Consider the following 23,613-nt stretch of genomic DNA (forward strand, 5'->3'; position numbering starts at 1 on the left):
AGCATGTCAGCAGCATCCCACGGCACAACGCCCTACTACTACGTTCCGGGCCCTTCACGGCACCCGGTGATGGCGGCGATCGGCCTGTTCTTCGTCATCCTGGGCGCGGGGCAATGGATCAACGGCCACGGCTGGGGTGCTTATTCGCTCGCCTTTGGTCTGGCCTTCTGGCTGATCGTGCTGTTCCAGTGGTTCCGCGAAGCCGTCGGCGAGAGCGAGAGCGGCATGTACGGACGCAAGATCGACCTGTCGTTCCGCTGGAGCATGAGCTGGTTCATCTTCTCCGAAGTGATGTTCTTCGGTGCCTTCTTCACCGCACTCTGGTGGGCCCGTGTTCATTCGGTGCCGGCGCTGGGCAACATCGAGAATTCGCTCATCTGGCCTGATTTCTCGGCCGTGTGGCCCAGCATGCAGGCTGGTGCCACGGCTTCGCCCGGCGGCATCGTCGAGCCCTTCCAGACCATGGGCCCGTTCTGGCTGCCCACGATCAACACCGCGCTGCTGCTGACCTCGGGCGTCACCCTGACCATTGCCCACCACGCATTGCAAGTGGGCAACCGTGGCAAGACCATCGCGTTCATGTGGATGACGGTGATTCTGGGCATGGTGTTCCTGTTCGTGCAGGGCTATGAGTACGCACACGCCTACGCCGATCTCAACCTCAAGTTGTCCTCGGGCATCTTCGGCTCCACGTTCTTCCTGCTCACCGGTTTTCACGGTTTTCACGTGTTCGTGGGCATGTTGATGCTGTTGTTCATCACACTGCGCCTGCAAAAGGGCCACTTCACCAAAGAGCGCCATTTCGGCTTCGAAGGGGCAGCCTGGTACTGGCACTTCGTGGACGTGGTGTGGCTGGGCCTCTACATCCTGGTTTATTGGCTGTGAGCGGTTCCCGGGGTGCTCAGCAACCCCTGGTGGCTCAACAAAAAAGCGCCATCGGGCGCTTTTTTGTTGACATCTCGGTCTGCTTGATCAGCGGTGCAGCGGCAGACCCGTGGGCTGGACCCAGCCCATGAGGTAGCTGATGAGCACCACCACGAACAGCAGGATGGAAAACCCGACCCTGAACGCCAGTGCTCTGGCCATGTGGTTCTTGCGGGGTGGGGTGTCTGGCGAGTCGGCATCGTCGGACTGGCCGCCGCGCATCATGAACACCAGGGCCGCGCCCAGACTTCCAATGATGGCAATGAATGCCACGATGACCAGATATTTCATGTCTCGAATTATCGGCGGAGCCGGTCGACGCGGTGCCGTAGGTAGTGTCGGTTCGGGGCCGGGAGCAGGGTCATGATGTCTGCGCGCGCGCGCTTCGCCATCGTGAGCGCGGCCACCGTGTTCACCATGGCCGTCACCGCATCGCTGGGATTCTGGCAACTGGACCGCGCCCGGCAAAAGCTCGCCCTGCAGGACCAGATCGACCAGCGCGCCGATCTGCCCGCCTGGCAGACGGGCGATCTCCTGCAGGCGGCTGATCCGCGGGAGGGTCTGCATCGTCCGGTGCGGCTTCGAGGGCAGTGGGTGAACGAGGCGACGGTGTTCCTGGACAACCGGCAGATGGCCACCCGCAACGGGTTCTTTTTGATCACGCCTCTCAGGCTGACTGGCAGCCAGCGCGCCGTGCTGGTGCAGCGGGGTTGGGTGCCGCGTGACTTCACCGACCGCAGCCGCGTTCCGGCCATCGACACGCCCTCGGGTGAGGTGCAGGTGGAGGGCCGCTTGGCCCCGCCGCCGGGCAAACTGTTCCAGCTCGGCGAGGCGGGGACGGGCGCGATCCGGCAAAATATCGACCTCGGCGCTTTTGCCCGGGAGACCGGACTCGACCTGCTGGCGGTGTCCGTCCAGCAAACCGGCGCGTCCCCCGAAGAACTGCTGCGCGAATGGCCGCGAGCGGCGGTGGGCGTCGACAAACACCACGGCTATGCGTTCCAGTGGTTTGGCCTGTGTGCCCTCGCCGGCCTGCTCTATGTCTGGTTCCAATTCATTTCCCCCCGCCGAAAGCGCATTTCCCATGGCACAGACGCCCGATGAACCCTTGACCCTCACCGTGCACAGCCTGCCCCAGCTGGACCAGGGGGGTGCTGGCGCCGTGGTGAATGCACGCGCAGGTCGCTGGAAACTGCTGGGCCTGGCGCTCGTGTGTGTGGTACCGGTGCTGGCGTCGTACCTCACCTACTACGTGATCCGCCCCGAGGGCCGGCGCAACTACGGCGAACTGATCGATCCGCAGCGCCCGCTGCCTTCCATCACGGCCGTCAATGCCCAGGGCCAGACCGTGCCCTTGAGCACACTGAAGGACCAATGGCTGCTGATCAGCGTGGCCGACAGCGCCTGCAACGAGGAATGCCAGGCACACCTGCTGCTGCAACGCCAGCTGCGCGAGACGCTGGGCCGCGAAAAGGAACGCCTGGACTGGGTCTGGCTGCGCACCGGGGACGCACCCCTGCCCGAGCCATTGAAGCAAGCCACTGCTGCCGCACAGGTGCTGCAGGTCGACGCGCAAGCACTGGCCGCGTGGCTGCAACCGGCGGCCGGCCAGAAGATCGAGGACCATCTCTACGTGGTCGATCCGCTGGGCAACTGGATGATGCGATTCCCCGCCAGCATCGACCCGAAGAAGGCCAAGAGCGACCTCGACCGCCTGCTGCGCGCTTCTGCCTTCTGGGACAAGGAAGGCCGGCCGCAGTGATGTACCCGCACGCTCCGCACTTCGTGCCGTCGCTGCCTCCCGTGGGGGCACAGGCCCGCCCTGGGGCGGCCCGGTGGAGGGCCTGACATGAACGCCCAACCCCTGTACGACCTGGCCCCCATCGTCCGCATCATGCTGCTGGGCATCGTGATCGCGCTCGGGCCGCTGGCCTGGGTTTGGGTGCGCAACCGCCACGCTGCGCCAGCGCAGCGCCTGCGCGTGCTCACCCTGGTCACGCTGTTCCTCACCTTTGACCTGGTGCTCTTCGGCGCCTTCACGCGTCTGACCGATTCGGGTCTGGGTTGCCCTGACTGGCCGGGCTGCTACGGCAGCGTGAGCCCGGTGGGTGCAAGCACGGCCATAGCCGCTGCGCAGGACGCCATGCCCACCGGCCCGGTGACGTTTTCCAAGGCCTGGATCGAAATGATCCACCGCTACCTGGCCACCGCCGTGGGCGTGCTGATCCTGGTGCTCGCGCTGGTGAGCTGGTTGGAGCGCAAGCGCCTGTCGGTGTCGTTCGTGTGGCCGCTGGTGACGCTGGTGTGGGTCTGCGTGCAAGGCGCTTTCGGCGCCCTCACCGTCACCATGAAGCTGTTCCCGGCCATCGTCACCTTGCACCTGCTCGGCGGGCTGGGCTTGCTGGCTTTGTTGCGAGCGCAGGCGGTGGGTTATGAACTCGCGACCCCAGGCCACCGAGGACCGGTGGCGCTGCCGGCGCGGTTGCGCACGGCGCTGGTGGCGGTCAGCGTCCTGCTGTGGCTTCAGATCGCGCTGGGCGGCTGGGTCAGCACCAACTACGCCGTGCTCGCCTGCAGCGAGTTCCCCACCTGCCAGGGCAGCTGGTGGCCCCGCATGGATTTTCGTGAAGGCTTTGCGCTGTGGCGCCACCTCGGGTTGAACAGCGCTGGTGAGGCGATTGCCTTTCCCGCGCTCACCGCCATTCACTATGTCCACCGCCTCATGGCCTTTGTGGTCCTCGGCGCCCTGGTCTGGCTCGGCTGGCGCCTGTGGCGCGTGCCGGGCATGGGCCGCACCGCGCGCGCCTTGTTGCTGCTCGCACTCTGGCAGTTCGCCAGCGGTCTGACCAACGTGGTGCTCGACTGGCCGTTGCTGGCGGCGGTCGGCCACACGGCCGGTGCCGCCGCATTGGTGATCGTTTTCACCGGCGCGCTCAGCGGCACGCGCAGTGCGGCATCCCGCCCTGCTGAAACCACCGGCGCCCGCGCCCTGAAACTGTTCCGATCGACCCCATGAGCGCTGCTTCCTCTCCCTCCGTGGCCGTGGCCTTGCCTTCGGTCTGGCGCCAGTACCACGCGCTGACCAAGCCCCGCGTGATCCAGCTCATCGTGTTCTGTGCGCTGATCGGCATGGTGCTGGCCGTGCCCGGCGTGCCCACCTGGGCGCAGGTTCAGCTCGCGGCCACCGCCTGCTTCGGCATCTGGCTCGTGGCCGGCGCGGCCGCTGCTTTCAACTGCGTGGTCGAGCAGCACATCGACGCGAAGATGAAGCGCACCGCGTGGCGCCCCACCGCCAAAGGACAGCTCACCAACGGCAAGACGCTCTCGTTCTCGGCCGTGTTGTGCGCAGCCGGTTCGGCGGTGCTGTACTTCGCGGTCAACCCGCTGACCATGTGGTTGACCTTTGCCACCTTCGTGGGTTACGCGGTGGTCTACACCGTGATCCTCAAGCCGCTCACGCCGCAGAACATCGTGATCGGTGGCGCGTCGGGCGCCATGCCGCCGGTGCTGGGCTGGGCCGCCATGACGGGGGTGGTGTCGCCCGAGGCGCTGATCCTGTTCCTGATCATCTTCCTCTGGACGCCGCCGCATTTCTGGGCGCTGGCGCTCTACCGCGTGGAGGACTACCGCAAGTCGGGCCTGCCGATGTTGCCGGTCACGCACGGTTCCGAGTTCACACGGCTGCAGATCCTGCTCTACACCTTCGTGTTGTTTGCCGCTTGCCTCATGCCCTTCATGATGCGCATGAGCGGCTGGTTCTACCTGGTCAGTGCCATCGCCCTGAGCATCGGATTCTGTGGCTATGCCTGGGCACTCTGGCGCAACTACTCCGACGCGCTGGCGCGCAAGACCTTCCGTTTCTCCTTGATCCATCTCTCGCTGCTGTTTGCCGCGCTGTTGATGGATCACTACCTGTGACCACCATGTCCCTTCCCTTGCTCACGCGCCGCAGCCTGCTGGGCGCTGCCGCCCTGTTGATCGCCGGTTGCACCGAGAAGGTCGAGTCGTTCGCCGGCATCGACATCACTGGCGCCGACTACGCCACCGGTTTTTCGCTCACCGACCACAACGGCCAGCCCCGCACGCTGGCCGATTTCAAGGGCAAGGTGGTCGTGCTGTTCTTCGGTTTCACCCAGTGCCCCGATGTGTGCCCCACCACCATGACCGAGCTGGCCGAGGCCAAGCGGCTGTTGGGCGCCGACGGGGATCGCCTGCAGGGCCTGTTTGTCAGCATCGACCCCGAGCGCGACACGCCCGCGATCATGAAGCAGTACATGGCCAGCTTCGACCCCAGCTTCCTCGCGCTGTACGCCGCGCCCAACCAGCTGCCCGAACTGGCCAAGAGCTACAAGATGTACTACAAGAAAGTGGATGGGCCCACACCCACCAGCTACACCATGGACCACTCGGCGGGCAGCTATGTGTACGACCCGCAGGGCCGCATTCGCCTGTACCACCGTTACGGCAGCGGCTCTGCCGCGCTGGCCAGCGATCTCAAGAAACTGCTCGCTGCCTGAGGACCCGCAGCCCCATGAAAAACAGCACCCGAGGGTGCTGTTTTTCATGGGCGGGACGTCGCGCTCAATCGACTTTGGCACCGCTGAGCTTGACCACGCGTTCGTACTTGGCGCGCTCGCGTTTCATGAAGTCGTCGAACTGCTCCGGCGTGCTGGGCGCGGGCTCGGCCAGCAGCAGGGCAAAACGGCTCTTCACCTCGGGCGACTTCAGGGCTTCGGTGAACGCAGCGTTGAGTTTGCGCACCGTCTCGGCGGGCGTGCCGGCCGGGGCGATCAGACCCCACCAGGTGTCGATCTCGAAGCCGGGCAGGGTGGCCGCCACGGTGGGCACATCCGGCACCACGCCGCTGCGCTGCGCGGTGGTCACGGCCAGCGCCTTGAGCTTGCCCGAGCGGATGTTGGCTGCGGCGGTGGCAAGGTTGTCGAAGTTGAAATCGACCTGGCCCGAGAGCAGGCCCAGCTGGGCCGGGTTGCCGCCGTTGTAGGGAATGTGCACCGCGAAGATGCCGGCCTGGTTCTTGAAGAGCTCGCCCGCCAGGTGGCCTGCGCTGCCGTTGCCGCCGGAGCCGTAGTTGAGCTTGCCCGGGTTCGCCTTGCCATAGGCGATCAGGTCGGCCAGGGTGTTGATGTTCAGGCGCGTCGCGGCTTCGGCGTTCATCACCAGGACGTTGGGCACCCGCAGCATCTGCGTGACGGGCGCGAAGTCCTTGGCCGGGTCGTAGGGCAGCTTGCTGAAAAGCCAGGGGTTGATGCCGTGCGAGGCCGTGGTGGCGATGCCCAGCGTGAGGCCGTCGGGCGCGGCCTTGGCCACCGCGCTCACGCCGATGTTGCCACCCGCACCGGGCCGGTTGTCCACAATCACCGTGCCGAGCGTGCCCTTGACAGCCTCGGCCAGGATGCGTGCTGTCACGTCGATCGGCCCACCGGCCGCGAATGGCACGATGATGCGCGTGGTGGCGGCTTGAGCGACAGCGAACCCAGGCAGGGCGAGGCTCGTCGAGGCCAGCGCAGCGCGCGTGATCAGTTGGCGGCGGTTCATCATGATCGGGTCACACCTTGTCGGCGGCGCTGGTGAAGGAGTCGGCGAAGAAGGCCTCCTCGGGCAAGCCTGCTTTGGAAACGTAGTCGCGCTTGGCCGAATCGACCACGATGGGCGCACCGCAGGCATACACCTCGTGGCCCGAGAGGTCAGGCAGGTCTTGCAGCACGGCCTGGTGAACGAAGCCAGTGCGGCCGGTCCAGGCGTCTTCGGGCAGTGCGTCGGAGATCACGGGCACATAGCGCAGGTTCGGCATCTCGGCCAGCTTCGCTTCGATCCAGGCGCTCTGGTACAGGTCGCTCGGGCGACGGCCACCCCAATACAGCGTGGCTGGACGCGTGATGCCCTTGAACTGCATGTGTTCGATGATGGCTTTGATGGGTGCGAAGCCCGTGCCCGAGGCCAGCAGGACCATGGGTTTGGAGCTGTCTTCGCGCAGGAAGAAGCTGCCGTAGGGGCCTTCAATGCGCAGGATGTCCTTTTCCTTCATCGCGCCAAACACGTGGTCGGTGAACTTGCCGCCGGGCATGTGGCGCAGGTGCAGTTCCAGTGAGGGCTGAGCCGTTTGTGTGTGCGGCGCGTTGGCCATCGAATAGCTGCGGCGGTCGCCGTCACGCAGCAGGAACTCCACGTATTGGCCGGCGTGGTACTGAAAGGCATCGCTGGCCGGCAACTGCAGGCGCAACACGATCACGTCGTGAGAAGCGCGCTCCAGCGCGCTCACGCGCACCGGCATCTTCTTGATGGGGAAGGCGCCGGCCTCGGTGACCTGGCGCGATTCGAGCACCACGTCGCTGTGCGCCACGCCGCAGCAGGTCAGCACGTAACCCGCCGCTTCTTCCTCGGCGCTCAGCGCCTTGGGCTGGTGGTGTCCGTGCACCACGCTGCCCGAGACCAGCTTGCATTTGCATGAGCCACAAGCGCCGTCTTTGCAGCCGTAAGGCAGGCCGATGCCCTGGCGAATGCCGGCGGCCAACATGGCCTCGTCGGGCTGGGCGGTGAAGGTGCGCCCACTGGGCTCGACGGTGATGGTGAATGTCATACTGGCATGGAATGAATGGAGAAGCCCAGCGGCTGGATGGCACGCGCTTGGCAACCGGCAATTGTCTCAAATTCGGAAACTGCATGAGCCTTCTTGGCGCATTGCCCGCACGCTTTCGGCGTGAACGGGTCCTGATCATTGGTTGTGGCGACGTGGGCCAGCGCGCAGCGCATGTGCTGGGCGGCTCGTCGCGCGTGCGCGTGTTCGCCCTCACCTCCAGCCCCTCCCGTGCGCCAGCCTTGCGGGCACAGGGCATCACGCCGCTGGTGGGCAACCTGGACGATCCGCACAGCCTGCGCCGCCTGGCCGGACTGGCCACGCGTGTGCTGCACCTGGCGCCACCGCCGTCGGGTGAACTGGCCGACTGGCGCCTGGACCCCCGCACCCGCGCGCTCACACGCGCCCTGGTGCAGCGCTCGTTGCCGTCGGCGCTGGTGTACGGCTCCACATCGGGCGTGTATGGCGACTGCCAGGGCCGCTGGGTCGACGAGACCACGCTGGCAAAACCGCTCACGCCACGCGCCTGGCGGCGGGTGGATGCCGAGGCTGCGGTGCACTGGCTGGGCCGTGCCACCGGCCTGCGCACCACGGTGCTGCGCATTCCCGGGATCTACGCGCCCGACCGCGCAGGCGGTACGCCGCGCGAGCGCTTGCAACGCGGCACACCGGTGCTGCGTGCCGAGGACGACGTCTACACCAACCACATCCACGCCGACGATCTGGCGCGCGCCTGCGTGCTGGCACTGTGGCGCGGTCGGCCACAGCGCAACGTGAACGTGGTGGACGACACCGAATTGAAGATGGGCGATTACTTTGACCAGGCCGCCGACCTCTATGGCGTGCCGCGCCCGCCGCGCGTGGCGCGCGATGTGGCGGGTGACCAGTTGCCGCTGATGCTGCTGAGTTTCATGAGCGAGTCGCGTCGACTGCACAACCGGCGCATGAAGCAGGAACTGGGGTTGCGCCTGCGCTACCCCACGGTGGCCCAGGGCCTGCAGGCCCTTTGATCTGAGCAGGCAACAAAAAAGGCCGGGCAAGAAACTTGCGCGGCCTGATCTGTGGTGCCCGGGGCCGGAATCGAACCGGCACTCCTTTCGGAACCGGATTTTGAGTCCGGCGCGTCTACCAATTTCACCACCCGGGCGTCCTGAAAGGGGTTGCAAATTATGGCACAGTGCAGACGATGAACTACCCCACGATTGAAGACGCGATTGGCAACACCCCGCTGGTGGCCCTGCAGCGCATCGGTGTCCAGGCCAACGCACAGCGCGGTAACGTGGTGCTGGGCAAGCTCGAAGGCAACAACCCCGCTGGCTCGGTGAAAGACCGGCCTGCGGTTTCGATGATCAAGCGCGCCGAAGAGCGCGGCGAAATCAAGCCCGGCGACACCCTGATCGAAGCCACCTCGGGCAACACCGGCATCGCGCTGGCCATGGCCGCGGCCATCAAGGGTTACCGTATGGTGCTGATCATGCCGGAGGACTTGTCCATCGAGCGCGCGCAGACCATGAAGGCCTTTGGCGCCGAGCTGATTCTCACCTCCAAGAGCGGCGGCATGGAAGCGGCCCGCGATCTGGCCGAGAAGATGCAGGCCGAAGGGAAGGGCCGCGTGCTCGACCAGTTCGCCAATGCCGACAACCCGCGCGTGCACTACGAGACCACGGGCCCCGAACTCTGGGCGCAGACCGGCGGACGCATCACGCATTTCGTGAGCGCCATGGGCACCACCGGCACCATCACCGGCGTCTCGCGCTTCCTGAAAGAGAAGAACCCGGCCATCCGCATCATTGGTGCGCAGCCCAGCGAAGGTTCGCGCATCCCCGGCATCCGCAAGTGGCCCACCGAATACCTGCCGAAGATTTACGACCCGACCACCGTCGATGAACTGGTTTACGTGAGCCAGTCCGATGCGGAGGCCATGTGCCGCCAGCTGGCGCGCGAAGAGGGCATCTTTGCCGGCATCTCGGCCGCTGGCGCTTGCTGGGTGGCGCAGCAGATCGCGGCCCAGGTGGAAAACGCCACCATCGCCTTCATCGTGTGCGATCGGGGCGATCGCTACCTCTCCACCGGCGTGTTCCCGGCTTGACCATGAACACGGCGTTCAAGTTCTGCCCCGCATGCGCAACGCCCCTGGCCCTGATCGGCCAGGAAGAAGACGGCGGCTTCACCGAGCGCCTGCGCTGCACGGCCTGTGGCTTCACGCACTGGAACAACCCCACGCCGGTGCTGGCCGCCATCGTCGAGGTGGATGGCCGTGTCCTGCTGGCGCGCAACGCGGCCTGGTCGGGCCGCATGTTCGGTCTCATCACCGGCTTCATGGAAGCAGGGGAGTCACCTGAAGAAGGCATCCGTCGCGAAATTGCCGAAGAAACTTCGCTGGATGTGACAAAACTCACGTTGGTCGGGGTGCATGATTTTCAGCGCATGAACCAGGTGATCGTGACCTACCACGCGGTCGCGCACGGCGACGTGAAGCTGTCGCCCGAGCTGTTGGAATACAAGCTCATGGAGCCCGCCAACATCCGCTGCTGGCGCGCCGGCACTGGCTTTGCGCTGGCCGACTGGTTGCGCAGCCGAGGCCTGGAGCCTGTGTTCATGGAAGATGTCCAGCGGCCTGTCGACCCCGTCGCGTAGCGCAAATGCGCGCAGCGGTACGGTGCAGGGTACAAGACGCGCCGCTTAGAATGATTGATTCCAAGGAAAGCCTCATGCACGCCGACAAAGAACTCGATGCCCGCGGTTTGAACTGCCCGCTGCCCATCCTGAAAGCCAAGAAAGCCTTGGCCGACATGCACAGCGGCCAGACCCTGAAAGTGATTTCCACCGACTCGGGTTCGGTGCGTGACTTCCAGGCGTTTGCCAAACAGACCGGCAATCTGCTGGTCGAACAGCAGACGGTGGGTGACGAACACTTCACGTTGCTCAAACGTCGCTGAACCCGGTTCGCCCAAGCCCGCCACCATCATGGAAGTCCTACTCGTCGACCCATTGGTGCCCGAGGCCTTGTCCTGGTTGCAGGAGCGGCACGAGGTCACATACCGCCCTGAGCTGGGTGACGATCCGGTGGAGCTGCGCAAGGCCACCTACAAGACGCGTGCCATCGTGCTGCCACCGCATGTGGTCGTGTCCGAAGAATTCCTCAACTTCTCCCCCAAGCTGGAGATCGTGGCGCGCATGCAGATCTCCAGCGACAACACCGACCTCGATGCCTGTGCGCGGCGCCATGTGCGCGTGTTGCAGGCGCGCAGCGCCACGGTGCGGTCCAACGCCGAGTACCTGTTGTACGGCCTGCTTATGCTGTACCGCCGCGGCATGATCAGCGCGCTGCTCGGGCGCAAGATTTCCCAGGTGCGCATGGGCCGCGAACTCTCCGGCAGCACGGTGGGTTTGATGGGCCTGGCGCCCGTGGCTCACACGCTGGCGCCCATGCTCAAGAGCCTGGGAGTTCGCTTGCTGGGCTATGACCCGGCGGTGCACCACGCCGCCGCCATCTGGAACAAGCTGGGTGTGGAACCCGTCACCCTGCAGGAACTGCTGTCCCGCTCGGACGCGATCTCACTGCAGATGGTTTATGCCTCGCGCTTTCGCGGCTGGATCAACGAGCGGCTGCTCAACCACTGCAAGGCCGGTCAGCTCTGGGTGGGCGTGAGTCGCAGCACGCTGTTTGACGCCGATGCCTTGGCGCTGGCGCTGTGCGACGGACGCATCGACGCCTGTCTGCTGGACGGTGCCAATCCGCAATTCGCCGCCGAAGGCACGCCCTTGCACGGGATTCCCAACCTGCACCTCACGCCGCGCCTGGGCTCGCACACGCGAGAGGCCAAACTGCGCGCAAGCTGGTACGTGGCGCACCGCATCCACGAAACCCTGTCGCCGCACGCCGTGGGCAACGAAGGGCGGGTGAGCGACTTCTCGGTGCTCGACAGCCTCGAATACCACGAGCCCGAAGACCCGCAGGCGGTCACGCCGTCGCAGTGGGGCTCGATCGCATTGCACCGCAGTTGATAGAAGGCACCCCCGCCGCGCTCCGCGCGACCCCCTCAAGGGGGCGACATCTGCGGCCTGGCAGAGCCAGTTCCGCGGTGTCTCTGGGTTAGGCACCTCTCGCCGGAGAGAGGTGCAGGTCCCTCTCCTCTTGCTCTCCCTTTCTCTCAGGCGCCCAGCCGTTGCAGTTGCTCTCGCATCTTCTCCAGCGTCGCAGTGAAGTCGGCCACGCGTTTTCTTTCCTGATCAATCACAGCGGGCGGCGCCTTGGCCACGAAGGCTTCGTTGGACAGTTTGGCTGTGGCCTTGGTGATCTCGCCTTCCAGCCGCGCTGCTTCCTTGCCCAGGCGGAGTTTTTCGGCCGCCACGTCGATCTCCATGAACAGGCACAGGCGGGCCTCGCCGACCACGGCCACCGGAGCGGCCTGTGCGGCAGCGGCCCACGCGGCTTCGTCGGTGAACACCTTCACTTCGTTCAACTTGGCCAGGCCCTGCAGCACCGGGCCCATGGCCTGCATGTAGGCGGTGTCGCCCAACACATAGAGTGGCAGGCGCGTGGCGGGGGACACGCTCATCTCGCCGCGCAGGTTGCGGCAGGCGTCCACCAGCGCCTTGAGCTTGTCGACGTGGGCGATGGAGGCCTCGTCAATCTTGTTCAACTGAGCTTGCGGGTAGCGCGCGATGCTGACCGACTCACCCGGCAAGCCCGCCACGGGTGCGACCTTCTGCCACAGCTCTTCGGTGATGAAGGGGATCACCGGGTGCGCCAGGCGAAGAATGGCCTCCAGCGTGCGGATCAGTGTGCGGCGGGTGGCGCGTTGTTGCGAGGCGTCGCCGGTCTGGATCTGCACCTTGGCGATCTCCAGGTACCAGTCGCAGAACTCGTTCCAGACGAAGTCATAGATCGTGTTCGCAACGTTGTCCAGCCGGTACTCGGCGAAGCCCTTGACCACCTCGGCCTCGGTCTTCTGCAGCAGCGAGCTGATCCAGCGGTCGGCCTGGCTGAAGCTGAGGTAACCGTGGAAGGGTTGCCCCACGGCGCATTCTGCCTTGGTGTGGTCTTCCAGGCCACAGTCCTGGCCTTCGCAGTTCATCAAGGTGAAGCGCGTGGCGTTCCAGAGCTTGTTGCAGAAATTGCGGTAGCCCTCGCAGCGCTTGCTGTCGAAGTTGATGCTGCGACCCAGCGAAGCGAGTGCGGCGAAGGTGAAGCGCAATGCGTCCGCGCCATAGGCCGGAATGCCGTCGGGGAATTCCTTCTCGGTCTGCTTGCGCACCTTGGGCGCGGTCTCGGGCTTGCGCAATCCGGTGGTGCGTTTGTCCAGCAGCGGCGCGAGCGCGATGCCGTCGATCAGGTCCACCGGGTCCAGCACATTGCCCTCGCTCTTGCTCATCTTCTGACCCTGCGCGTCGCGCACCAGGCCGTGGATGTAGACGTGTTTGAACGGCACGCGGCCCGTGAAGTGGGTCGTCATCATGATCATCCTGGCGACCCAGAAGAAGATGATGTCGTAGCCCGTGACGAGCACGGTGCTGGGCAGGTAGAGGTTGTAGTCGGAGACATCCGTTCGGGCTGAGCCTGTCGAAGCCCCCGCAGGCCCTTCGAAAGGCTCAGGGCGAACGGAATTCGAAGCGTTCGGCCAGCCCATGGTGCTGAATGGCACCAGCGCCGACGAGTACCAGGTGTCGAGCACGTCGGGGTCGCGCGTGAGCGTCTTCCCGGGTGCCTTGGCCTGTGCTTCGGCTTCGTTGCGCGCCACGATCACATTGCCCGCTTCGTCGTACCAGGCGGGGATCTGATGGCCCCACCAGAGTTGGCGGCTGATGCACCAGTCCTGGATGTTGTTCATCCACTGGTTGTAGGTGTTGACCCAGTTCTCGGGCACGAACTTGACTTCGCCCGACTGCACGGCCGCGATGGCCTTGTCGGCAATCGACGTGCCGCTGGTGTTCTTCTCGTTGCCCTTGGACTGCATGGCCACGAACCACTGGTCGGTGAGCATGGGTTCGATCACCTGGCCGGTGCGCGCGCAGCGCGGCACCATGAGCTTGTGCTTCTTGGTCTCCACCAGCAGGCCGGCGGCTTCCAGGTCGGTCACCACGGCCTTGCGCGCGACGAAGCGGTCTAGGCCCTGGTACTTCGCGGGTGCGTTCTCGTTGATGGTGGCTTGCAGGGTGAGCACGCCGATGATGGGAAGACCGTGGCGCTGGCCCACTGCGTAGTCGTTGGTGTCGTGCGCGGGGGTCACCTTCACCACGCCGGTGCCGAAGGCGCGGTCCACGTAGTCGTCGGCGATCACCGGGATCTCGCGGTCGCACAGCGGCAGCTTCACGGTCTTGCCGATCAGGTGGGTGTAGCGCTCGTCTTCCGGGTGCACCATCACCGCCACGTCGCCCAGCAGCGTCTCGGGTCGGGTGGTGGCCACGGTCAGCGAGCCACTGCCATCAGACAGTGGATACGCGATGTGCCAGAGCGAACCGTCCTCTTCCTCGCTCTCCACTTCCAGGTCGGAGACGGCCGACATCAGCACCGGGTCCCAGTTCACCAGGCGCTTGCCGCGGTAGATCAGACCCTGTTCGTACAGGCGAACAAAGGTCTCGGTCACCACGGTCGAGAGCTTCGGGTCCATGGTGAAGTACTCGCGGCTCCAGTCCACGCTGTCGCCCATGCGGCGCATCTGCGTGGTGATGGTGTTGCCGCTTTCTTCCTTCCACTCCCACACCTTCGCCACGAAGTTCTTGCGCGCCTCGGCCGGTGTGGGGCCCATGTCGTGGCGGCTGATGCCCTGCGCCTGCAGCTGGCGTTCCACCACGATCTGCGTGGCGATGCCGGCGTGGTCGGTGCCCGGCACCCAGACCGTGTTGGCGCCCGCCATGCGGTGGTAGCGCGTGAGGCTGTCCATGATGGTCTGGTTGAACGCGTGGCCCATGTGCAGCGTGCCCGTCACGTTGGGCGGCGGGAGCTGGATCGCGAACGACGGTGCGTCGGCCTGGGGTGCGCCCGTGCCGCGGAAACCCGCCACGCCGTAGCCGCGCTGTTCCCACTCGGGGCCCCAGCGGGCTTCCAGCGGAGCGGGTTCGAACGATTTGGCCAGGGATTGCAGGCCGGGTTGGTTCAGGGTGTCGGTCATGGGGCGCGCCAGAAGTAGAAACGGCATCCCGCAGGATGCCGTCAGGGGAAATGGGGGAACCCGCGAATTTTATTCGACAGGTCCCTCGGACCGGGCGGTGGGCAGTTCCCGCGCGGCGTCCACGCACGCCTTGAGCACGCGCGCGTCCCCGATCTGGTTGGCCAGCAGCAGGATCAGGCGCGCGTTGAGCAGTTCGGAGTCTTCACGGCCGAGGCCCACGTGGGCATCAAGCAGTTGTTCGTAGAAGGCGTCGGCGTCTTGAAAGTGGGGGTTGGTTTTCATGGTTGGTTTCCGCGCAGGCCCAGCGATCGTTCAATGGCGGCCACCAGTTGGGCGTTGATGGTTTCTCCCGTGGCGGCGAGGTAGCCGTCCGGGCGCACCAGCGCCCAGGCATGGTCGGGCTCCTGGCCCAGAACATGGCAGGCTCCCCGCAAATGGCCCTGGGGGTCGCGCACATGTTCCAGCGCCTGCGCCGCGCCGTTCGTGCCGAGCACCTGCACGCTGCGCACCGGTGCGTCCAGGCACAGGCGGCGCAACCGTTGCAGCGCGGCGGCCGGCAGGTCGCCAAACACCAGCACCAGCAAGTCCCCACCGGCCCAGTTGAGCAGATCGTTCACGTCACCTTGTGCGCCGTCGGCCCATTCAAATCCCACGTTCTGCACCGACTGGCCTGCGGCACTGGCCGCTGCGTAGGTGCAGGCGCGCGAGCGGGCGTAGGGGTTGGCCACGGCCATGCGGCCGGTGTTGATGAGCGCGCGGGCAAAGGGGTGCTGCTTGGCCAGTCCGATGGCGGCTTGGCGGAAGAGGCGCTCGGTGCCGTCGGCTGGTCGCAGGAAACGCGCGGTGCGGTTGGTGACGCAGACGTTCTGCCGCGCGGCGTCCAGGCGCTCGTCGTTGTAGCTCTCCAGCAGCGTGGCATCGGCCTTGCCACCGAGCACGGCCGCCAGCTTCCAGGCCAGGTTGTCGGCGTCGGCCACGCCGGTGTTGCCACCACGCGCGCCAAACGGGCTGACCACCTTGGCCGAGTCGCCCATGAGGAACACGCGCCCGTGGCGCATGGCGTGCACGCATTCGCTGCGGTAGGCGTAGGGCCCGACCCAGACGATTTCGACCTGCACGTCGGGGCCGAACTGGCGCGCCAGGCGCTCGCGCACCACGTCCTCGCGGCTCACGTACTCGGGGTCGGCGTTGGGCGCCATCTGGTAGTCGATGCGCCAGACGTCGTCGGCCATGAGGTGCTGCCAGACGGCGCGGTTTTCGTTGAAGGGGGCTTCGATCCAGGTGTGGCGCTCCTGCGGCGGGTGGGTGGAGAAGCGCACGTCTGCGATGCACCAGCGGTCGTCGCCGCGGCGCGAGTCGAAGGGCACGTTGAGCCACTTGCGCAGCGGGCTGTGCGAGCCGGTGGCGTCGATCACGTGTTCGGCTTCCAGCCGGTAGGTGCCGGCGGGCGTTTCGATGGTGAGCGTGGCGAAGTCTGCGTTTTGCTCGAAGCCGGTCAGGCGGTTCTGCCAGCGCAGATCGACTGGGCCGAGCTCCTGGATGCGCTCGACCAGAAAGCCTTCGATGTAGAACTGCTGGATGTTGATGAAGGGTGGTTGCTGCGAGAGGTGGTATTGCCCTTGCTGGCGCAGATCAAAACTGTAGACCTCGTCGTCGCCAGCGAAGGTGCGGCCCACGCTCCATTGCACGCCTTTGGCTGCGATCCGTTCAAAGATGCCCAGGCGCTCGAAGATCTCGAGCGATTTCTGCGTATAGCAGATACCGCGCGAGGAGGCTCCCTTCACGCCGACGGTGTTGTCCTCGTCAATCAACACCGCACGCACGCCCAGGCGTGCCAGCGAGCAGGCGAGTGTGAGGCCGGTGATGCCACCTCCCACGATGACCACGGGGTGGCGCACCGGGGTAGTGGCGTGCAGTTCGGGGGGCTCGACAAACGGGTACTCGGGCAGCTCGTAGCCTGCGCCGGCGGTGAACTCGTAGCTGTTGGTGAGTGCTGTTTCGCGGTACGTGGTCATGGACTCTTCGCTCCTCTTGTTTCGTTTCGCCCCGTCATCGCCGACCGGAGCCACGCAAGCGCCAAAAACCTCAGGCCTTCACACGCTCGCCAACCTCGGGCCGATCGTTCTGCTGCGGCTTCAGCGGCGCTGCCGTCTTGCCTTCGGCACGTTCACGGCGCCACTGCTCTTTGCGTGCGTTCCATTCGGCCAGTCGGGCGTGCGCGGTCTTGCTCTCTTCCAGCATCTCGAACTCGTCCGCCAGCTGCGCTGTGAGTTCCAGACGGATGCCGTTGGGGTCGAAGAAGTAAATGCTCTTGAAGATGTGGTGATCGGTCACCCCCAGCACCTCCACGCCACTGGCCTGCAAACGCGCCTTCGTGTTCTCCAGCTCCTGCTCTGTGTTCACGCGAAAGCTGATGTGGTTGACCCACTTCGGCGTGTTCGGACTGGGCAGCGCCGCCTCGTCGTCGCCCAGGTCAAAGAAGGCGATGAACGAGCCGTCTTGCAGGCGGAAAAAGAAGTGGGTGTACGGGCAGTACTCGCCCGTGCTGGGCACGTGGTCGCTCTGGATGATGTGGTAGAGCGGCAGGCCCAGGATGTCCTCGTAGAAGCGGCGCGTTTCTTCCGCGTCCTTCGCCCGGTAGGCGAAGTGGTGCAACTGCTGGATCGGTGCCGGGGCGGGCAGGGCGGCTGGGTTCATGGATGTCTCCTCAAGATCGGTTGGGATTCAACATTATGCAACGCATTTCCCTTATCGTAATCATTTACCCCTTGTGACAAACCCAGTTTGAAGCTTTCCCCGTGCCCTGTCGACGGCGCTGAGAGTGGTTATCACCCGACTTGGCCCGATAGCCACAAACGATTCGTCACATAGCCTCGAACTATTAGACCGTGCGGCCCCGCTGGGGGTAACGTTTGGCGGTCTCTGCGGTTGCAGGCATGTTGCTGCGGCCGCCGAGCGCTTCTTCAACCCACGCAAGGAGATCTACATGCCCGCATTGAAAGGCTCGAAAACCGAGCAATGCCTGAAGGACGCCTTCGCCGGCGAATCCCAGGCCAACCGCCGTTACCTGTACTTCGCGAACAAGGCCGACGTGGAGGGCCAGAACGATGTGGCAGCGCTGTTCCGCTCGACCGCCGAAGGCGAGACTGGCCATGCGCACGGCCATCTTGAATTTCTGGAGCAGTCCGGCGACCCCGCCACCGGCATGCCGATCGGCGCGACCCGCCTGAACCTGGCCTCGGCCGTGGCCGGTGAAACCCACGAGTACACCGACATGTACCCCGGCATGGCCAAGACCGCGCGCGAAGAGGGCTTCGACGAAGTCGCCGACTGGTTCGAAACCTTGGCCAAGGCCGAGCGTTCGCACGCCAACCGCTACACCAAGGCGTTGAACGAACTGGTGGACTGACCGTTGTTGTTTAAGACGCTGCGCCGCGAGGCGCAGCGTTCCTGAAAGGGCTTGCGCCGACGAGCCCTTTCAGGAACCCGCGACACAACCCGCATCAGACGAGGACGACAACGATGGCCACCGAAGGCAACCTGCAAGCGCCCACCCGGCACGCACTCGACTGGAAGAACCCCGACTTCCATGACGAAGAGAAGTGCTTTCACGAGCTGGAGCGCATCTTCGACATCTGCCACGGCTGCCGCCGCTGCGTGAGCCTTTGCGGGGCGTTTCCCACGTTGTTCGACCTGGTCGACGAGAGCAAGACGATGGAGGTGGATGGGGTTGCGAAGCAGGACTACTGGAAGGTGGTCGACCAGTGCTACATGTGCGACCTCTGCTACATGACCAAGTGCCCGTACACGCCGCCGCACGAATGGAACCTGGACTTCCCACACACCATGTTGCGTGCCAAGGCCATCAAGTTCAAGAAAGGGGAGGTCGGCCTGGCTGAGAAATTCCTCGCCTCCACCGACGTGCACGGCCAATTCGCCGGCATTCCCATCGTGGTGCAGACCATCAATGCCGTGAACCGGACGAAGGTGGCGCGCAGCGTGATGGAAAACGTGGCCGGTGTCGACAAGAACGCGTGGTTACCCGAGTTCGCGACGAAGAAGTTCCGCTCCGGCACGCCGCAGGCGAAGGCCACCGCAGTGAAGGACGGTGAAAAAACACCGGGCAAGGTCGCCATCTTCGCCACCTGCTACATCAACTACAACGAGCCCGGCATCGGCCTGGATCTTCTGAAGATCCTTGACCACAACGAGATTCCCTACGTGATCGTGGAGAAGGAAAAATGCTGCGGCATGCCCAAGCTGGAGCTGGGTGACCTGGACTCGGTGCAGGCGAGCAAGGAGGCCAACATCCCGGTGTTGGCCAAGTACGCGAAGGACGGTTTTGCCATTCTGGCGGCGGTGCCGAGCTGCGCGCTGATGTTCAAGCAGGAGATTCCGCTCATGTTCCCCGGCGACGCCGACACCCAGCTGGTGAAGGAGCACCTGTGGGACCCGTTCGAGTACTTCATGGCGCGCAAGCGCGACGGCCTGCTCAAGACCGAGTTCCCGCAGAAGCTGGGCAATGTGAGCTACCAGATTCCCTGCCATGGCCGGGTGCAGAACATCGGCCGCAAGACCGAGGAGATGCTCAAGATGATTCCGGACACCACCCTCAACACCATCGAGCGCTGCTCGGGCCACGCCGGCACCTTCGGCGTGAAGAAGGCCTATCACCAGACCGCGATGAAGATCGGCAAGCCGGTGTTCAAGGCCATGGCCACGATGAAGGACGGCGCCAGGCCCGACTACATCAGCTCGGACTGCCCGCTCGGCGGCCACCACATCGCCCAGGGGTTTGAAGTGAACGGCCTCGGTGCGCCCGAGCTGCAGCACCCGCTGAGCCTGGTGGCGCGCGCCTACGGACTGAAGTAAGGAGATACCCCATGCAACTCACCGGCCACATCACCGCCGAATCCCTCATGAGCCTGGAGGCTTACACCAAGTGGCGCAAGGTGCACAAGCCCGACGTGATTGCGCACCGCAAGCTTCGCAGTGTGCGGCTGGGCGAGCACATCAACCTGCAGTTCGAGAGCGAGACCACCATCCGCTATCAGATTCAGGAGATGCTGCGCATCGAGAAGGTGTTCGAGGAAGAGGGCATCCAGCAGGAGATCGAGGCTTATGCGCCGCTGGTGCCCGACGGCCACAACTGGAAGGCCACGATGATGATCGAGTACACCGATGTCAACGAGCGCAAGCGCGAGCTCGCGCGCCTGATCGGTGTGGAGGACCGCCTGTTCGTCGAGGTCGAGGGGTATGCGCGTGTGTACGCCATTGCCGACGAAGACCTGGACCGCGAAAACGATGTGAAAACCTCGGCCGTGCACTTCGTGCGCTTTGAATTCACGCCCCCCATGCGCGCGGCCATCCAGGCCGGTGCCGCAGTGAAGATCGGTTGCGATCACACGCACTACCCGGCGCACGCGCAGGTGTCCCCCGAAACGCTGGCGTCTCTGGCGGGCGACCTGAAATAAACCGGTGCGGTGGCGATAATCAGGGCTTCCCCCGGGAAGCCCTTTTTCATTGTTCGACCGCACACCCGCGAACCTGCCTGGCCCCCATCAACATGCTGTTCCTCCTGTCCCCCGCCAAAGCGCTCGACTTTGAGACCCCGCCCCATGTGGCCACCCACACACAGCCGCTGTTCGTGAAGCAGGCCACCGAGCTCATCGACGTGCTGCGCGATCGGTCGCCCCAGCAGATCGCCGACCTCATGAGCCTCTCGGACACGCTCTCGGGCCTGAACGTGGCGCGCTACCAGGCCTGGCGTCCGAAGTTCACCGTCAAGAACGCCAAGCAGGCGGTGCTGGCCTTTGACGGCGACGTGTACGGCGGGCTCGACGCGAAGACGCTCGCCGAACCCGACCTCGACTGGCTGCAGCAGCACCTGTGCATCCTGAGCGGCCTCTACGGCGTGTTGCGCCCGCTCGACCTCATGCAGCCCTACCGGCTGGAGATGGGCACGCGCCTGGTCACCGGCCGGGGCAAGAACCTCTACGCGTTCTGGGGCCGCCAGATTGCCGACCACCTGAACGAGCGAGCCCAGGCCGACGTGAGCCCGGTGGTGATCAACCTGGCCAGCGAGGAGTATTTCAAGGTGGTCGACCGCAAGGTGTTGCTGCCGCGCGTGGTCACCTGCGTGTTTGAAGAGCGCAAGGCCGATGGCTACAAGATCATCAGCTTCATGGCCAAGCGCGCGCGCGGCCTCATGGTGCGCTACGCCGTGCAACACCGCGCCAGCACGCCCGAGCACCTCAAACAGTTCAACCTGGAGGGCTACCGCTTCAACAACGCCGCCTCCGGGCCCGACCGACTGGTGTTTCGCCGCGAGGCCCGCGCCTGAGGGGGCTGCCGTGAACCAGTCCGTCACCATCGAGTTGCGCCAGTGGATCGCGGAGCAGGCCGCGGCCGGGTTCTCGCGCGAGGCGGTGATGGCCTCCATGGTGGCCTCGGGGTGGCAGGAGTCCGTGGCGCTCAAGGCGCTGGAGGCCACGTGGAAGGAGCCCGCGCCGGTACTGGCCCGACCCACGCAGGCCGTGCGCCGCGAAGGCGCCACGACCACCCGCCATCTGCCCGACCTGGACCTGAGCCTCTCGCCGCGCCAGATCGACGCGGGTGACCGCATGGTCGACGTGATCGCCTCGCTCAACCAGCCGCGCGTGGTAGTGCTGGGCAACCTGCTGAGTGCCGAAGAGTGCGACGCGCTGATCGAATCGGCCCGCCCCCAGCTGGCGCGCTCGCTCACCGTGGCCACCAAGACCGGTGGCGAGGAGCTCAACCCCGACCGCACCAGCAGTGGCACCTTTTTTGCGCGCGGTCAAACGCCCGAGGTCGCGCGCATCGAGGCGCGCATCGCCCGCCTGCTGAACTGGCCCATTGAAAACGGCGAAGGTCTGCAGGTGCTGCACTACCGCCCGGGCGCCGAGTACAAGCCGCATTACGACTACTTCGACCCCGACGAACCCGGCACGGCCACCATCCTCCAGCGTGGCGGGCAGCGTCTGGCCACGCTGGTGATGTACCTGAGCGAACCCGCGCGCGGCGGTGGCACCACCTTTCCCGACGCCGGGCTGGAGGTGGCCCCTGTGCGCGGCAACGCCGTGTTCTTCAGCTACGACCGGCCCCACCCATCGACCCGCTCGCTGCACGGCGGCGCGCCGGTGATCGAGGGCGACAAGTGGGTGGCCACCAAGTGGCTGCGCGCACGCGAGTTCATTTGAAGCATCCGGCATGAACATCACCCACAACGGCTTGCGGATCGAATTCGAGAGCGACGGTGACGAGCACGCCCCCGCCGTGCTGTTGACCATGGGCCTGGGCATGCAACTCACCGCGTGGCCCACCCCACTGGTGCAGGCCATCGTGCAGGCCGGGTACCGCGTGATCCGTTTCGACAACCGCGACATCGGCCTCTCCGGCGGGCTCGACCACCTCGGCGTGCCCAACATCGCCTGGCAGGCCGTCCGATCCCGCCTGGGCCTGGCCGTCCGGTCGCCCTACAGCGTGCAAGACATGGCCCTCGATGCCATCGGCCTGCTCGACGCGCTGGGGGTGCAACGCGCCCACCTGGTGGGTGTGTCCATGGGCGGCATGATTTCGCAGCGCGTTGCGGCCACCGTGCCCGGCCGCGTGTTGAGCCTGACCAGCGTGATGAGCTCCAGCGGCGCGCCGGGTTTGCCCGGCCCGCGCCCGGACGTGACTCGCGCCCTGCTCAAGCGTCCGCGCAGCCAGCGCCCCGAAGACGTGGCTGCCCATGCACTGGAGATGTTCCGCCTGATCGGCAGCCCCGCCTTCCCCCAGGACATGCCCGCTTTCGAGCAGCGTGTGCTGGCCGACGCAGTGCGCAGTTATCGGCCTCATGGCGTTTCGCGCCAATTGCTCGCCGTGGTGTCCGACACCCGGCGCCACACCGTGCTGCAAGGCATCGCCTGCCCCACGCTCGTGGTGCACGGCACGGCCGACCCGCTGGTGCCGCTGGCCTGTGGGCAGGACACCGCTGCGCGCATTGCCGGCGCGCGCTTTGAATCCATAGAAGGCATGGGCCACGACTGGCCGCCCGGCGTGGCTGCGCTGCTGGCTGGCCACATCGTTCCGCACATCCAGGCAGCGCAGACCCCGACATGAACCAGAACACCCCCGAACAATCCCAACTTGGCCAGACCTCGGCCTACGTGGACCGGTACGACGCCGGCCTGCTGTTTCCCCTGCCGCGCGAGACCAAGCGCCGCGAGATCGGCATCACCGGCAGCGTGCCGTTTCTGGGTGCCGACCTGTGGACCGCGTTTGAACTCAGCTGGCTCAACCCGCGCGGCAAGCCGCAGGTGGCCCTGGCCCACATCACCGTGCCCTGCGAGAGCACGCACATCGTGGAGAGCAAGTCGTTCAAGCTCTACCTCAACAGCTTCAACAACACCGCGTTCGCCAGCGCGGACGCGGTGCGAGATTGCATCCGCGCCGACGTGAGCGCCGCCATCTGGCACGGTGGCCCCCTGCAGTCCAGCGCGGGCGTGAAGCTGCTGCTGCCCGAGCAGCTGGAGCGCGAGAAGGTGCAGGAACTCGAAGGCTTGTGTGTCGACCGGCTCGATGTGGAGTGCACGCGCTACCAGCCCGCGCCCGAGCTGCTCACCGCGGCGTTTGACGAAAAGCCGGTGGACGAAATTCTGGTGAGCCATTTGCTCAAGAGCAACTGCCTCGTGACCGGCCAACCCGACTGGGGCAGCGTGCAGATCAGCTACAGCGGCCCGCAGATCGACCAGGCCGGGCTGCTGCAATACATCGTGAGTTTTCGCAACCACAACGAATTCCACGAGCAGTGCGTGGAGCGCATCTACATGGACGTGCTGGCGCGCTGCAAGCCGACCAAGCTGGCGGTGTACGCGCGCTACACGCGCCGCGGTGGGCTGGACATCAATCCCTGGCGCACCAGCCACCCGCAGTCGCCGCCGGCCAACGTGCGCACTGCGCGGCAGTAACTGCCTT

General features: G+C 65.5%; 25 protein-coding genes and 1 tRNA gene. 18 read left to right on the forward strand and 8 right to left on the reverse strand.

What is annotated here, in order from left to right:
* Positions 1-3 precede the first annotated feature (3 nt).
* Positions 4-885, forward strand: coding sequence for a cytochrome c oxidase subunit 3 (locus tag F9Z44_RS04215; RefSeq protein ID WP_159603864.1), 882 nt, complete (start codon positions 4-6; stop codon positions 883-885).
* An 87-nt stretch (positions 886-972) separates the two neighbouring features.
* On the opposite strand, the gene F9Z44_RS04220 is transcribed toward F9Z44_RS04215, so the two are convergent.
* On the reverse strand, positions 973-1,215 hold the full coding sequence (locus F9Z44_RS04220) for a twin transmembrane helix small protein (protein ID WP_159603866.1): 243 nt from the start codon (positions 1,213-1,215) through the stop codon (positions 973-975).
* Positions 1,216-1,287: 72 nt separating this feature from the next.
* Between F9Z44_RS04220 and F9Z44_RS04225 the strand changes: the two genes are divergently transcribed.
* The 5 genes from F9Z44_RS04225 (at position 1,288) to F9Z44_RS04245 (ending at position 5,441) form a co-directional block, all read left to right on the forward strand.
* On the forward strand, positions 1,288-2,028 hold the full coding sequence (locus F9Z44_RS04225) for an SURF1 family protein (protein ID WP_159603868.1): 741 nt from the start codon (positions 1,288-1,290) through the stop codon (positions 2,026-2,028).
* On the forward strand, positions 2,009-2,686 hold the full coding sequence (locus F9Z44_RS04230) for an SCO family protein (protein WP_236574249.1): 678 nt from the start codon (positions 2,009-2,011) through the stop codon (positions 2,684-2,686). Before F9Z44_RS04225 ends, F9Z44_RS04230 begins: the two co-directional genes overlap by 20 nt.
* Before the next feature lie 87 nt (positions 2,687-2,773).
* The gene (locus F9Z44_RS04235) at positions 2,774-3,940 is read left to right on the forward strand and encodes a COX15/CtaA family protein (RefSeq protein ID WP_159603872.1); all 1,167 of its coding nucleotides are present in this window, start codon (positions 2,774-2,776) and stop codon (positions 3,938-3,940) included.
* Positions 3,937-4,842 (forward strand): heme o synthase, encoded by a 906-nt coding sequence (gene cyoE, locus F9Z44_RS04240; protein ID WP_159603874.1) that lies wholly within the window; start codon positions 3,937-3,939, stop codon positions 4,840-4,842. Before F9Z44_RS04235 ends, cyoE begins: the two co-directional genes overlap by 4 nt.
* Before the next feature lie 5 nt (positions 4,843-4,847).
* Positions 4,848-5,441: an SCO family protein gene (locus F9Z44_RS04245; protein ID WP_159603876.1), complete on the forward strand. Its 594-nt coding sequence runs from the start codon at positions 4,848-4,850 to the stop codon at positions 5,439-5,441.
* Between the two features lie 64 nt (positions 5,442-5,505).
* On the opposite strand, the gene F9Z44_RS04250 is transcribed toward F9Z44_RS04245, so the two are convergent.
* The gene (locus F9Z44_RS04250; RefSeq protein WP_442907282.1) at positions 5,506-6,480 is read right to left on the reverse strand and encodes a Bug family tripartite tricarboxylate transporter substrate binding protein; all 975 of its coding nucleotides are present in this window, start codon (positions 6,478-6,480) and stop codon (positions 5,506-5,508) included.
* Between the two features lie 10 nt (positions 6,481-6,490).
* Entirely contained in the window at positions 6,491-7,522 is a 1,032-nt protein-coding gene (locus F9Z44_RS04255) for a CDP-6-deoxy-delta-3,4-glucoseen reductase (RefSeq protein WP_159603880.1), read from the reverse strand.
* A gap of 83 nt (positions 7,523-7,605) precedes the next feature.
* Here F9Z44_RS04255 and F9Z44_RS04260 point away from each other — a divergent pair, with 83 nt between their 5' ends.
* Positions 7,606-8,529: an SDR family oxidoreductase gene (locus F9Z44_RS04260; RefSeq protein WP_159603882.1), complete on the forward strand. Its 924-nt coding sequence runs from the start codon at positions 7,606-7,608 to the stop codon at positions 8,527-8,529.
* A 52-nt stretch (positions 8,530-8,581) separates the two neighbouring features.
* Here F9Z44_RS04260 and F9Z44_RS04265 read toward each other — a convergent pair.
* A tRNA-Leu gene (locus F9Z44_RS04265) sits at positions 8,582-8,666 on the reverse strand.
* Between the two features lie 39 nt (positions 8,667-8,705).
* Between F9Z44_RS04265 and cysM the strand changes: the two genes are divergently transcribed.
* From cysM to F9Z44_RS04285, 4 genes are all read left to right on the forward strand, one after another.
* Positions 8,706-9,608, forward strand: a complete 903-nt coding sequence (gene cysM / locus F9Z44_RS04270) for a cysteine synthase CysM (protein WP_159603884.1) — start codon at positions 8,706-8,708, stop codon at positions 9,606-9,608.
* Positions 9,609-9,610: 2 nt separating this feature from the next.
* Entirely contained in the window at positions 9,611-10,156 is a 546-nt protein-coding gene (locus F9Z44_RS04275) for an NUDIX hydrolase (RefSeq protein ID WP_159603886.1), read from the forward strand.
* A 74-nt stretch (positions 10,157-10,230) separates the two neighbouring features.
* Positions 10,231-10,458, forward strand: a complete 228-nt coding sequence (locus F9Z44_RS04280; protein ID WP_159603888.1) for a sulfurtransferase TusA family protein — start codon at positions 10,231-10,233, stop codon at positions 10,456-10,458.
* Positions 10,459-10,486: 28 nt separating this feature from the next.
* A complete protein-coding gene (locus F9Z44_RS04285) occupies positions 10,487-11,527 on the forward strand; it encodes an NAD(P)-dependent oxidoreductase (protein WP_159603890.1) in 1,041 nt (346 codons plus the stop codon).
* Positions 11,528-11,673: 146 nt separating this feature from the next.
* On the opposite strand, the gene F9Z44_RS04290 is transcribed toward F9Z44_RS04285, so the two are convergent.
* The 4 genes from F9Z44_RS04290 to F9Z44_RS04305 all read right to left on the reverse strand — a co-directional run bounded on the left by F9Z44_RS04290 (position 11,674) and on the right by F9Z44_RS04305 (position 17,331).
* Positions 11,674-14,634, reverse strand: a complete 2,961-nt coding sequence (locus tag F9Z44_RS04290; protein ID WP_159603892.1) for a valine--tRNA ligase — start codon at positions 14,632-14,634, stop codon at positions 11,674-11,676.
* A gap of 69 nt (positions 14,635-14,703) precedes the next feature.
* Positions 14,704-14,916, reverse strand: coding sequence for a DUF2783 domain-containing protein (locus F9Z44_RS04295; RefSeq protein ID WP_159603894.1), 213 nt, complete (start codon positions 14,914-14,916; stop codon positions 14,704-14,706).
* A complete protein-coding gene (locus F9Z44_RS04300) occupies positions 14,913-16,649 on the reverse strand; it encodes an FAD-dependent oxidoreductase (RefSeq protein ID WP_159603896.1) in 1,737 nt (578 codons plus the stop codon). Before F9Z44_RS04300 ends, F9Z44_RS04295 begins: the two co-directional genes overlap by 4 nt.
* 70 nt (positions 16,650-16,719) lie before the next feature.
* Entirely contained in the window at positions 16,720-17,331 is a 612-nt protein-coding gene (locus F9Z44_RS04305; RefSeq protein WP_159603898.1) for a VOC family protein, read from the reverse strand.
* Positions 17,332-17,620: 289 nt separating this feature from the next.
* On the opposite strand from F9Z44_RS04305, the gene F9Z44_RS04310 reads away from it, so the two are divergent.
* From F9Z44_RS04310 to queF, 7 genes are all read left to right on the forward strand, one after another.
* Positions 17,621-18,043 carry a rubrerythrin family protein gene (locus F9Z44_RS04310; protein WP_056269717.1) on the forward strand — a complete coding sequence of 141 codons (423 nt, stop codon included), beginning with the start codon at positions 17,621-17,623 and terminating at the stop codon, positions 18,041-18,043.
* A 113-nt stretch (positions 18,044-18,156) separates the two neighbouring features.
* Positions 18,157-19,506, forward strand: coding sequence for a (Fe-S)-binding protein (locus tag F9Z44_RS04315; RefSeq protein ID WP_159603900.1), 1,350 nt, complete (start codon positions 18,157-18,159; stop codon positions 19,504-19,506).
* Between the two features lie 11 nt (positions 19,507-19,517).
* Positions 19,518-20,108 (forward strand): DUF3501 family protein, encoded by a 591-nt coding sequence (locus F9Z44_RS04320; RefSeq protein ID WP_159603902.1) that lies wholly within the window; start codon positions 19,518-19,520, stop codon positions 20,106-20,108.
* Positions 20,109-20,200: 92 nt separating this feature from the next.
* Positions 20,201-20,977: a peroxide stress protein YaaA gene (gene yaaA, locus F9Z44_RS04325; protein WP_159603904.1), complete on the forward strand. Its 777-nt coding sequence runs from the start codon at positions 20,201-20,203 to the stop codon at positions 20,975-20,977.
* 10 nt (positions 20,978-20,987) lie between these two features.
* Positions 20,988-21,854 carry a 2OG-Fe(II) oxygenase gene (locus F9Z44_RS04330; RefSeq protein ID WP_236574250.1) on the forward strand — a complete coding sequence of 289 codons (867 nt, stop codon included), beginning with the start codon at positions 20,988-20,990 and terminating at the stop codon, positions 21,852-21,854.
* Between the two features lie 10 nt (positions 21,855-21,864).
* Positions 21,865-22,758 carry an alpha/beta fold hydrolase gene (locus tag F9Z44_RS04335; protein ID WP_159603906.1) on the forward strand — a complete coding sequence of 298 codons (894 nt, stop codon included), beginning with the start codon at positions 21,865-21,867 and terminating at the stop codon, positions 22,756-22,758.
* Positions 22,755-23,606: an NADPH-dependent 7-cyano-7-deazaguanine reductase QueF gene (gene queF / locus F9Z44_RS04340; protein ID WP_159603908.1), complete on the forward strand. Its 852-nt coding sequence runs from the start codon at positions 22,755-22,757 to the stop codon at positions 23,604-23,606. The genes F9Z44_RS04335 and queF overlap by 4 nt, the downstream gene beginning before the upstream one ends.
* The last annotated feature ends 7 nt before the right edge of the window (positions 23,607-23,613 follow it).

The sequence above is a fragment of the Hydrogenophaga sp. PBL-H3 genome (assembly GCF_010104355.1).
Lineage (GTDB): Bacteria > Pseudomonadota > Gammaproteobacteria > Burkholderiales > Burkholderiaceae_C > Hydrogenophaga.

What these genes read in the sequence shown, in the direction of transcription:
- F9Z44_RS04225 (WP_159603868.1), top strand. Translation starts at nt 1,288, where the DNA reads ATGATGTCTGCGCGCGCGCGCTTCGCCATCGTGAGCGCGGCCACCGTG.
- F9Z44_RS04280 (WP_159603888.1), top strand. Translation starts at nt 10,231, where the DNA reads ATGCACGCCGACAAAGAACTCGATGCCCGCGGTTTGAACTGCCCGCTG.
- yaaA (WP_159603904.1), top strand. Translation starts at nt 20,201, where the DNA reads ATGCTGTTCCTCCTGTCCCCCGCCAAAGCGCTCGACTTTGAGACCCCG.
- F9Z44_RS04245 (WP_159603876.1), top strand. Translation starts at nt 4,848, where the DNA reads ATGTCCCTTCCCTTGCTCACGCGCCGCAGCCTGCTGGGCGCTGCCGCC.
- F9Z44_RS04335 (WP_159603906.1), top strand. Translation starts at nt 21,865, where the DNA reads ATGAACATCACCCACAACGGCTTGCGGATCGAATTCGAGAGCGACGGT.
- F9Z44_RS04250 (WP_442907282.1), bottom strand. Translation starts at nt 6,480, where the DNA reads ATGAACCGCCGCCAACTGATCACGCGCGCTGCGCTGGCCTCGACGAGC.
- F9Z44_RS04300 (WP_159603896.1), bottom strand. Translation starts at nt 16,649, where the DNA reads ATGACCACGTACCGCGAAACAGCACTCACCAACAGCTACGAGTTCACC.
- F9Z44_RS04295 (WP_159603894.1), bottom strand. Translation starts at nt 14,916, where the DNA reads ATGAAAACCAACCCCCACTTTCAAGACGCCGACGCCTTCTACGAACAA.
- F9Z44_RS04285 (WP_159603890.1), top strand. Translation starts at nt 10,487, where the DNA reads ATGGAAGTCCTACTCGTCGACCCATTGGTGCCCGAGGCCTTGTCCTGG.
- F9Z44_RS04255 (WP_159603880.1), bottom strand. Translation starts at nt 7,522, where the DNA reads ATGACATTCACCATCACCGTCGAGCCCAGTGGGCGCACCTTCACCGCC.
- F9Z44_RS04290 (WP_159603892.1), bottom strand. Translation starts at nt 14,634, where the DNA reads ATGACCGACACCCTGAACCAACCCGGCCTGCAATCCCTGGCCAAATCG.
- cyoE (WP_159603874.1), top strand. Translation starts at nt 3,937, where the DNA reads ATGAGCGCTGCTTCCTCTCCCTCCGTGGCCGTGGCCTTGCCTTCGGTC.
- cysM (WP_159603884.1), top strand. Translation starts at nt 8,706, where the DNA reads ATGAACTACCCCACGATTGAAGACGCGATTGGCAACACCCCGCTGGTG.
- F9Z44_RS04220 (WP_159603866.1), bottom strand. Translation starts at nt 1,215, where the DNA reads ATGAAATATCTGGTCATCGTGGCATTCATTGCCATCATTGGAAGTCTG.
- F9Z44_RS04260 (WP_159603882.1), top strand. Translation starts at nt 7,606, where the DNA reads ATGAGCCTTCTTGGCGCATTGCCCGCACGCTTTCGGCGTGAACGGGTC.
- F9Z44_RS04310 (WP_056269717.1), top strand. Translation starts at nt 17,621, where the DNA reads ATGCCCGCATTGAAAGGCTCGAAAACCGAGCAATGCCTGAAGGACGCC.
- F9Z44_RS04235 (WP_159603872.1), top strand. Translation starts at nt 2,774, where the DNA reads ATGAACGCCCAACCCCTGTACGACCTGGCCCCCATCGTCCGCATCATG.
- F9Z44_RS04315 (WP_159603900.1), top strand. Translation starts at nt 18,157, where the DNA reads ATGGCCACCGAAGGCAACCTGCAAGCGCCCACCCGGCACGCACTCGAC.
- F9Z44_RS04230 (WP_236574249.1), top strand. Translation starts at nt 2,009, where the DNA reads ATGGCACAGACGCCCGATGAACCCTTGACCCTCACCGTGCACAGCCTG.
- F9Z44_RS04305 (WP_159603898.1), bottom strand. Translation starts at nt 17,331, where the DNA reads ATGAACCCAGCCGCCCTGCCCGCCCCGGCACCGATCCAGCAGTTGCAC.
- F9Z44_RS04275 (WP_159603886.1), top strand. Translation starts at nt 9,611, where the DNA reads ATGAACACGGCGTTCAAGTTCTGCCCCGCATGCGCAACGCCCCTGGCC.
- F9Z44_RS04215 (WP_159603864.1), top strand. Translation starts at nt 4, where the DNA reads ATGTCAGCAGCATCCCACGGCACAACGCCCTACTACTACGTTCCGGGC.
- queF (WP_159603908.1), top strand. Translation starts at nt 22,755, where the DNA reads ATGAACCAGAACACCCCCGAACAATCCCAACTTGGCCAGACCTCGGCC.
- F9Z44_RS04320 (WP_159603902.1), top strand. Translation starts at nt 19,518, where the DNA reads ATGCAACTCACCGGCCACATCACCGCCGAATCCCTCATGAGCCTGGAG.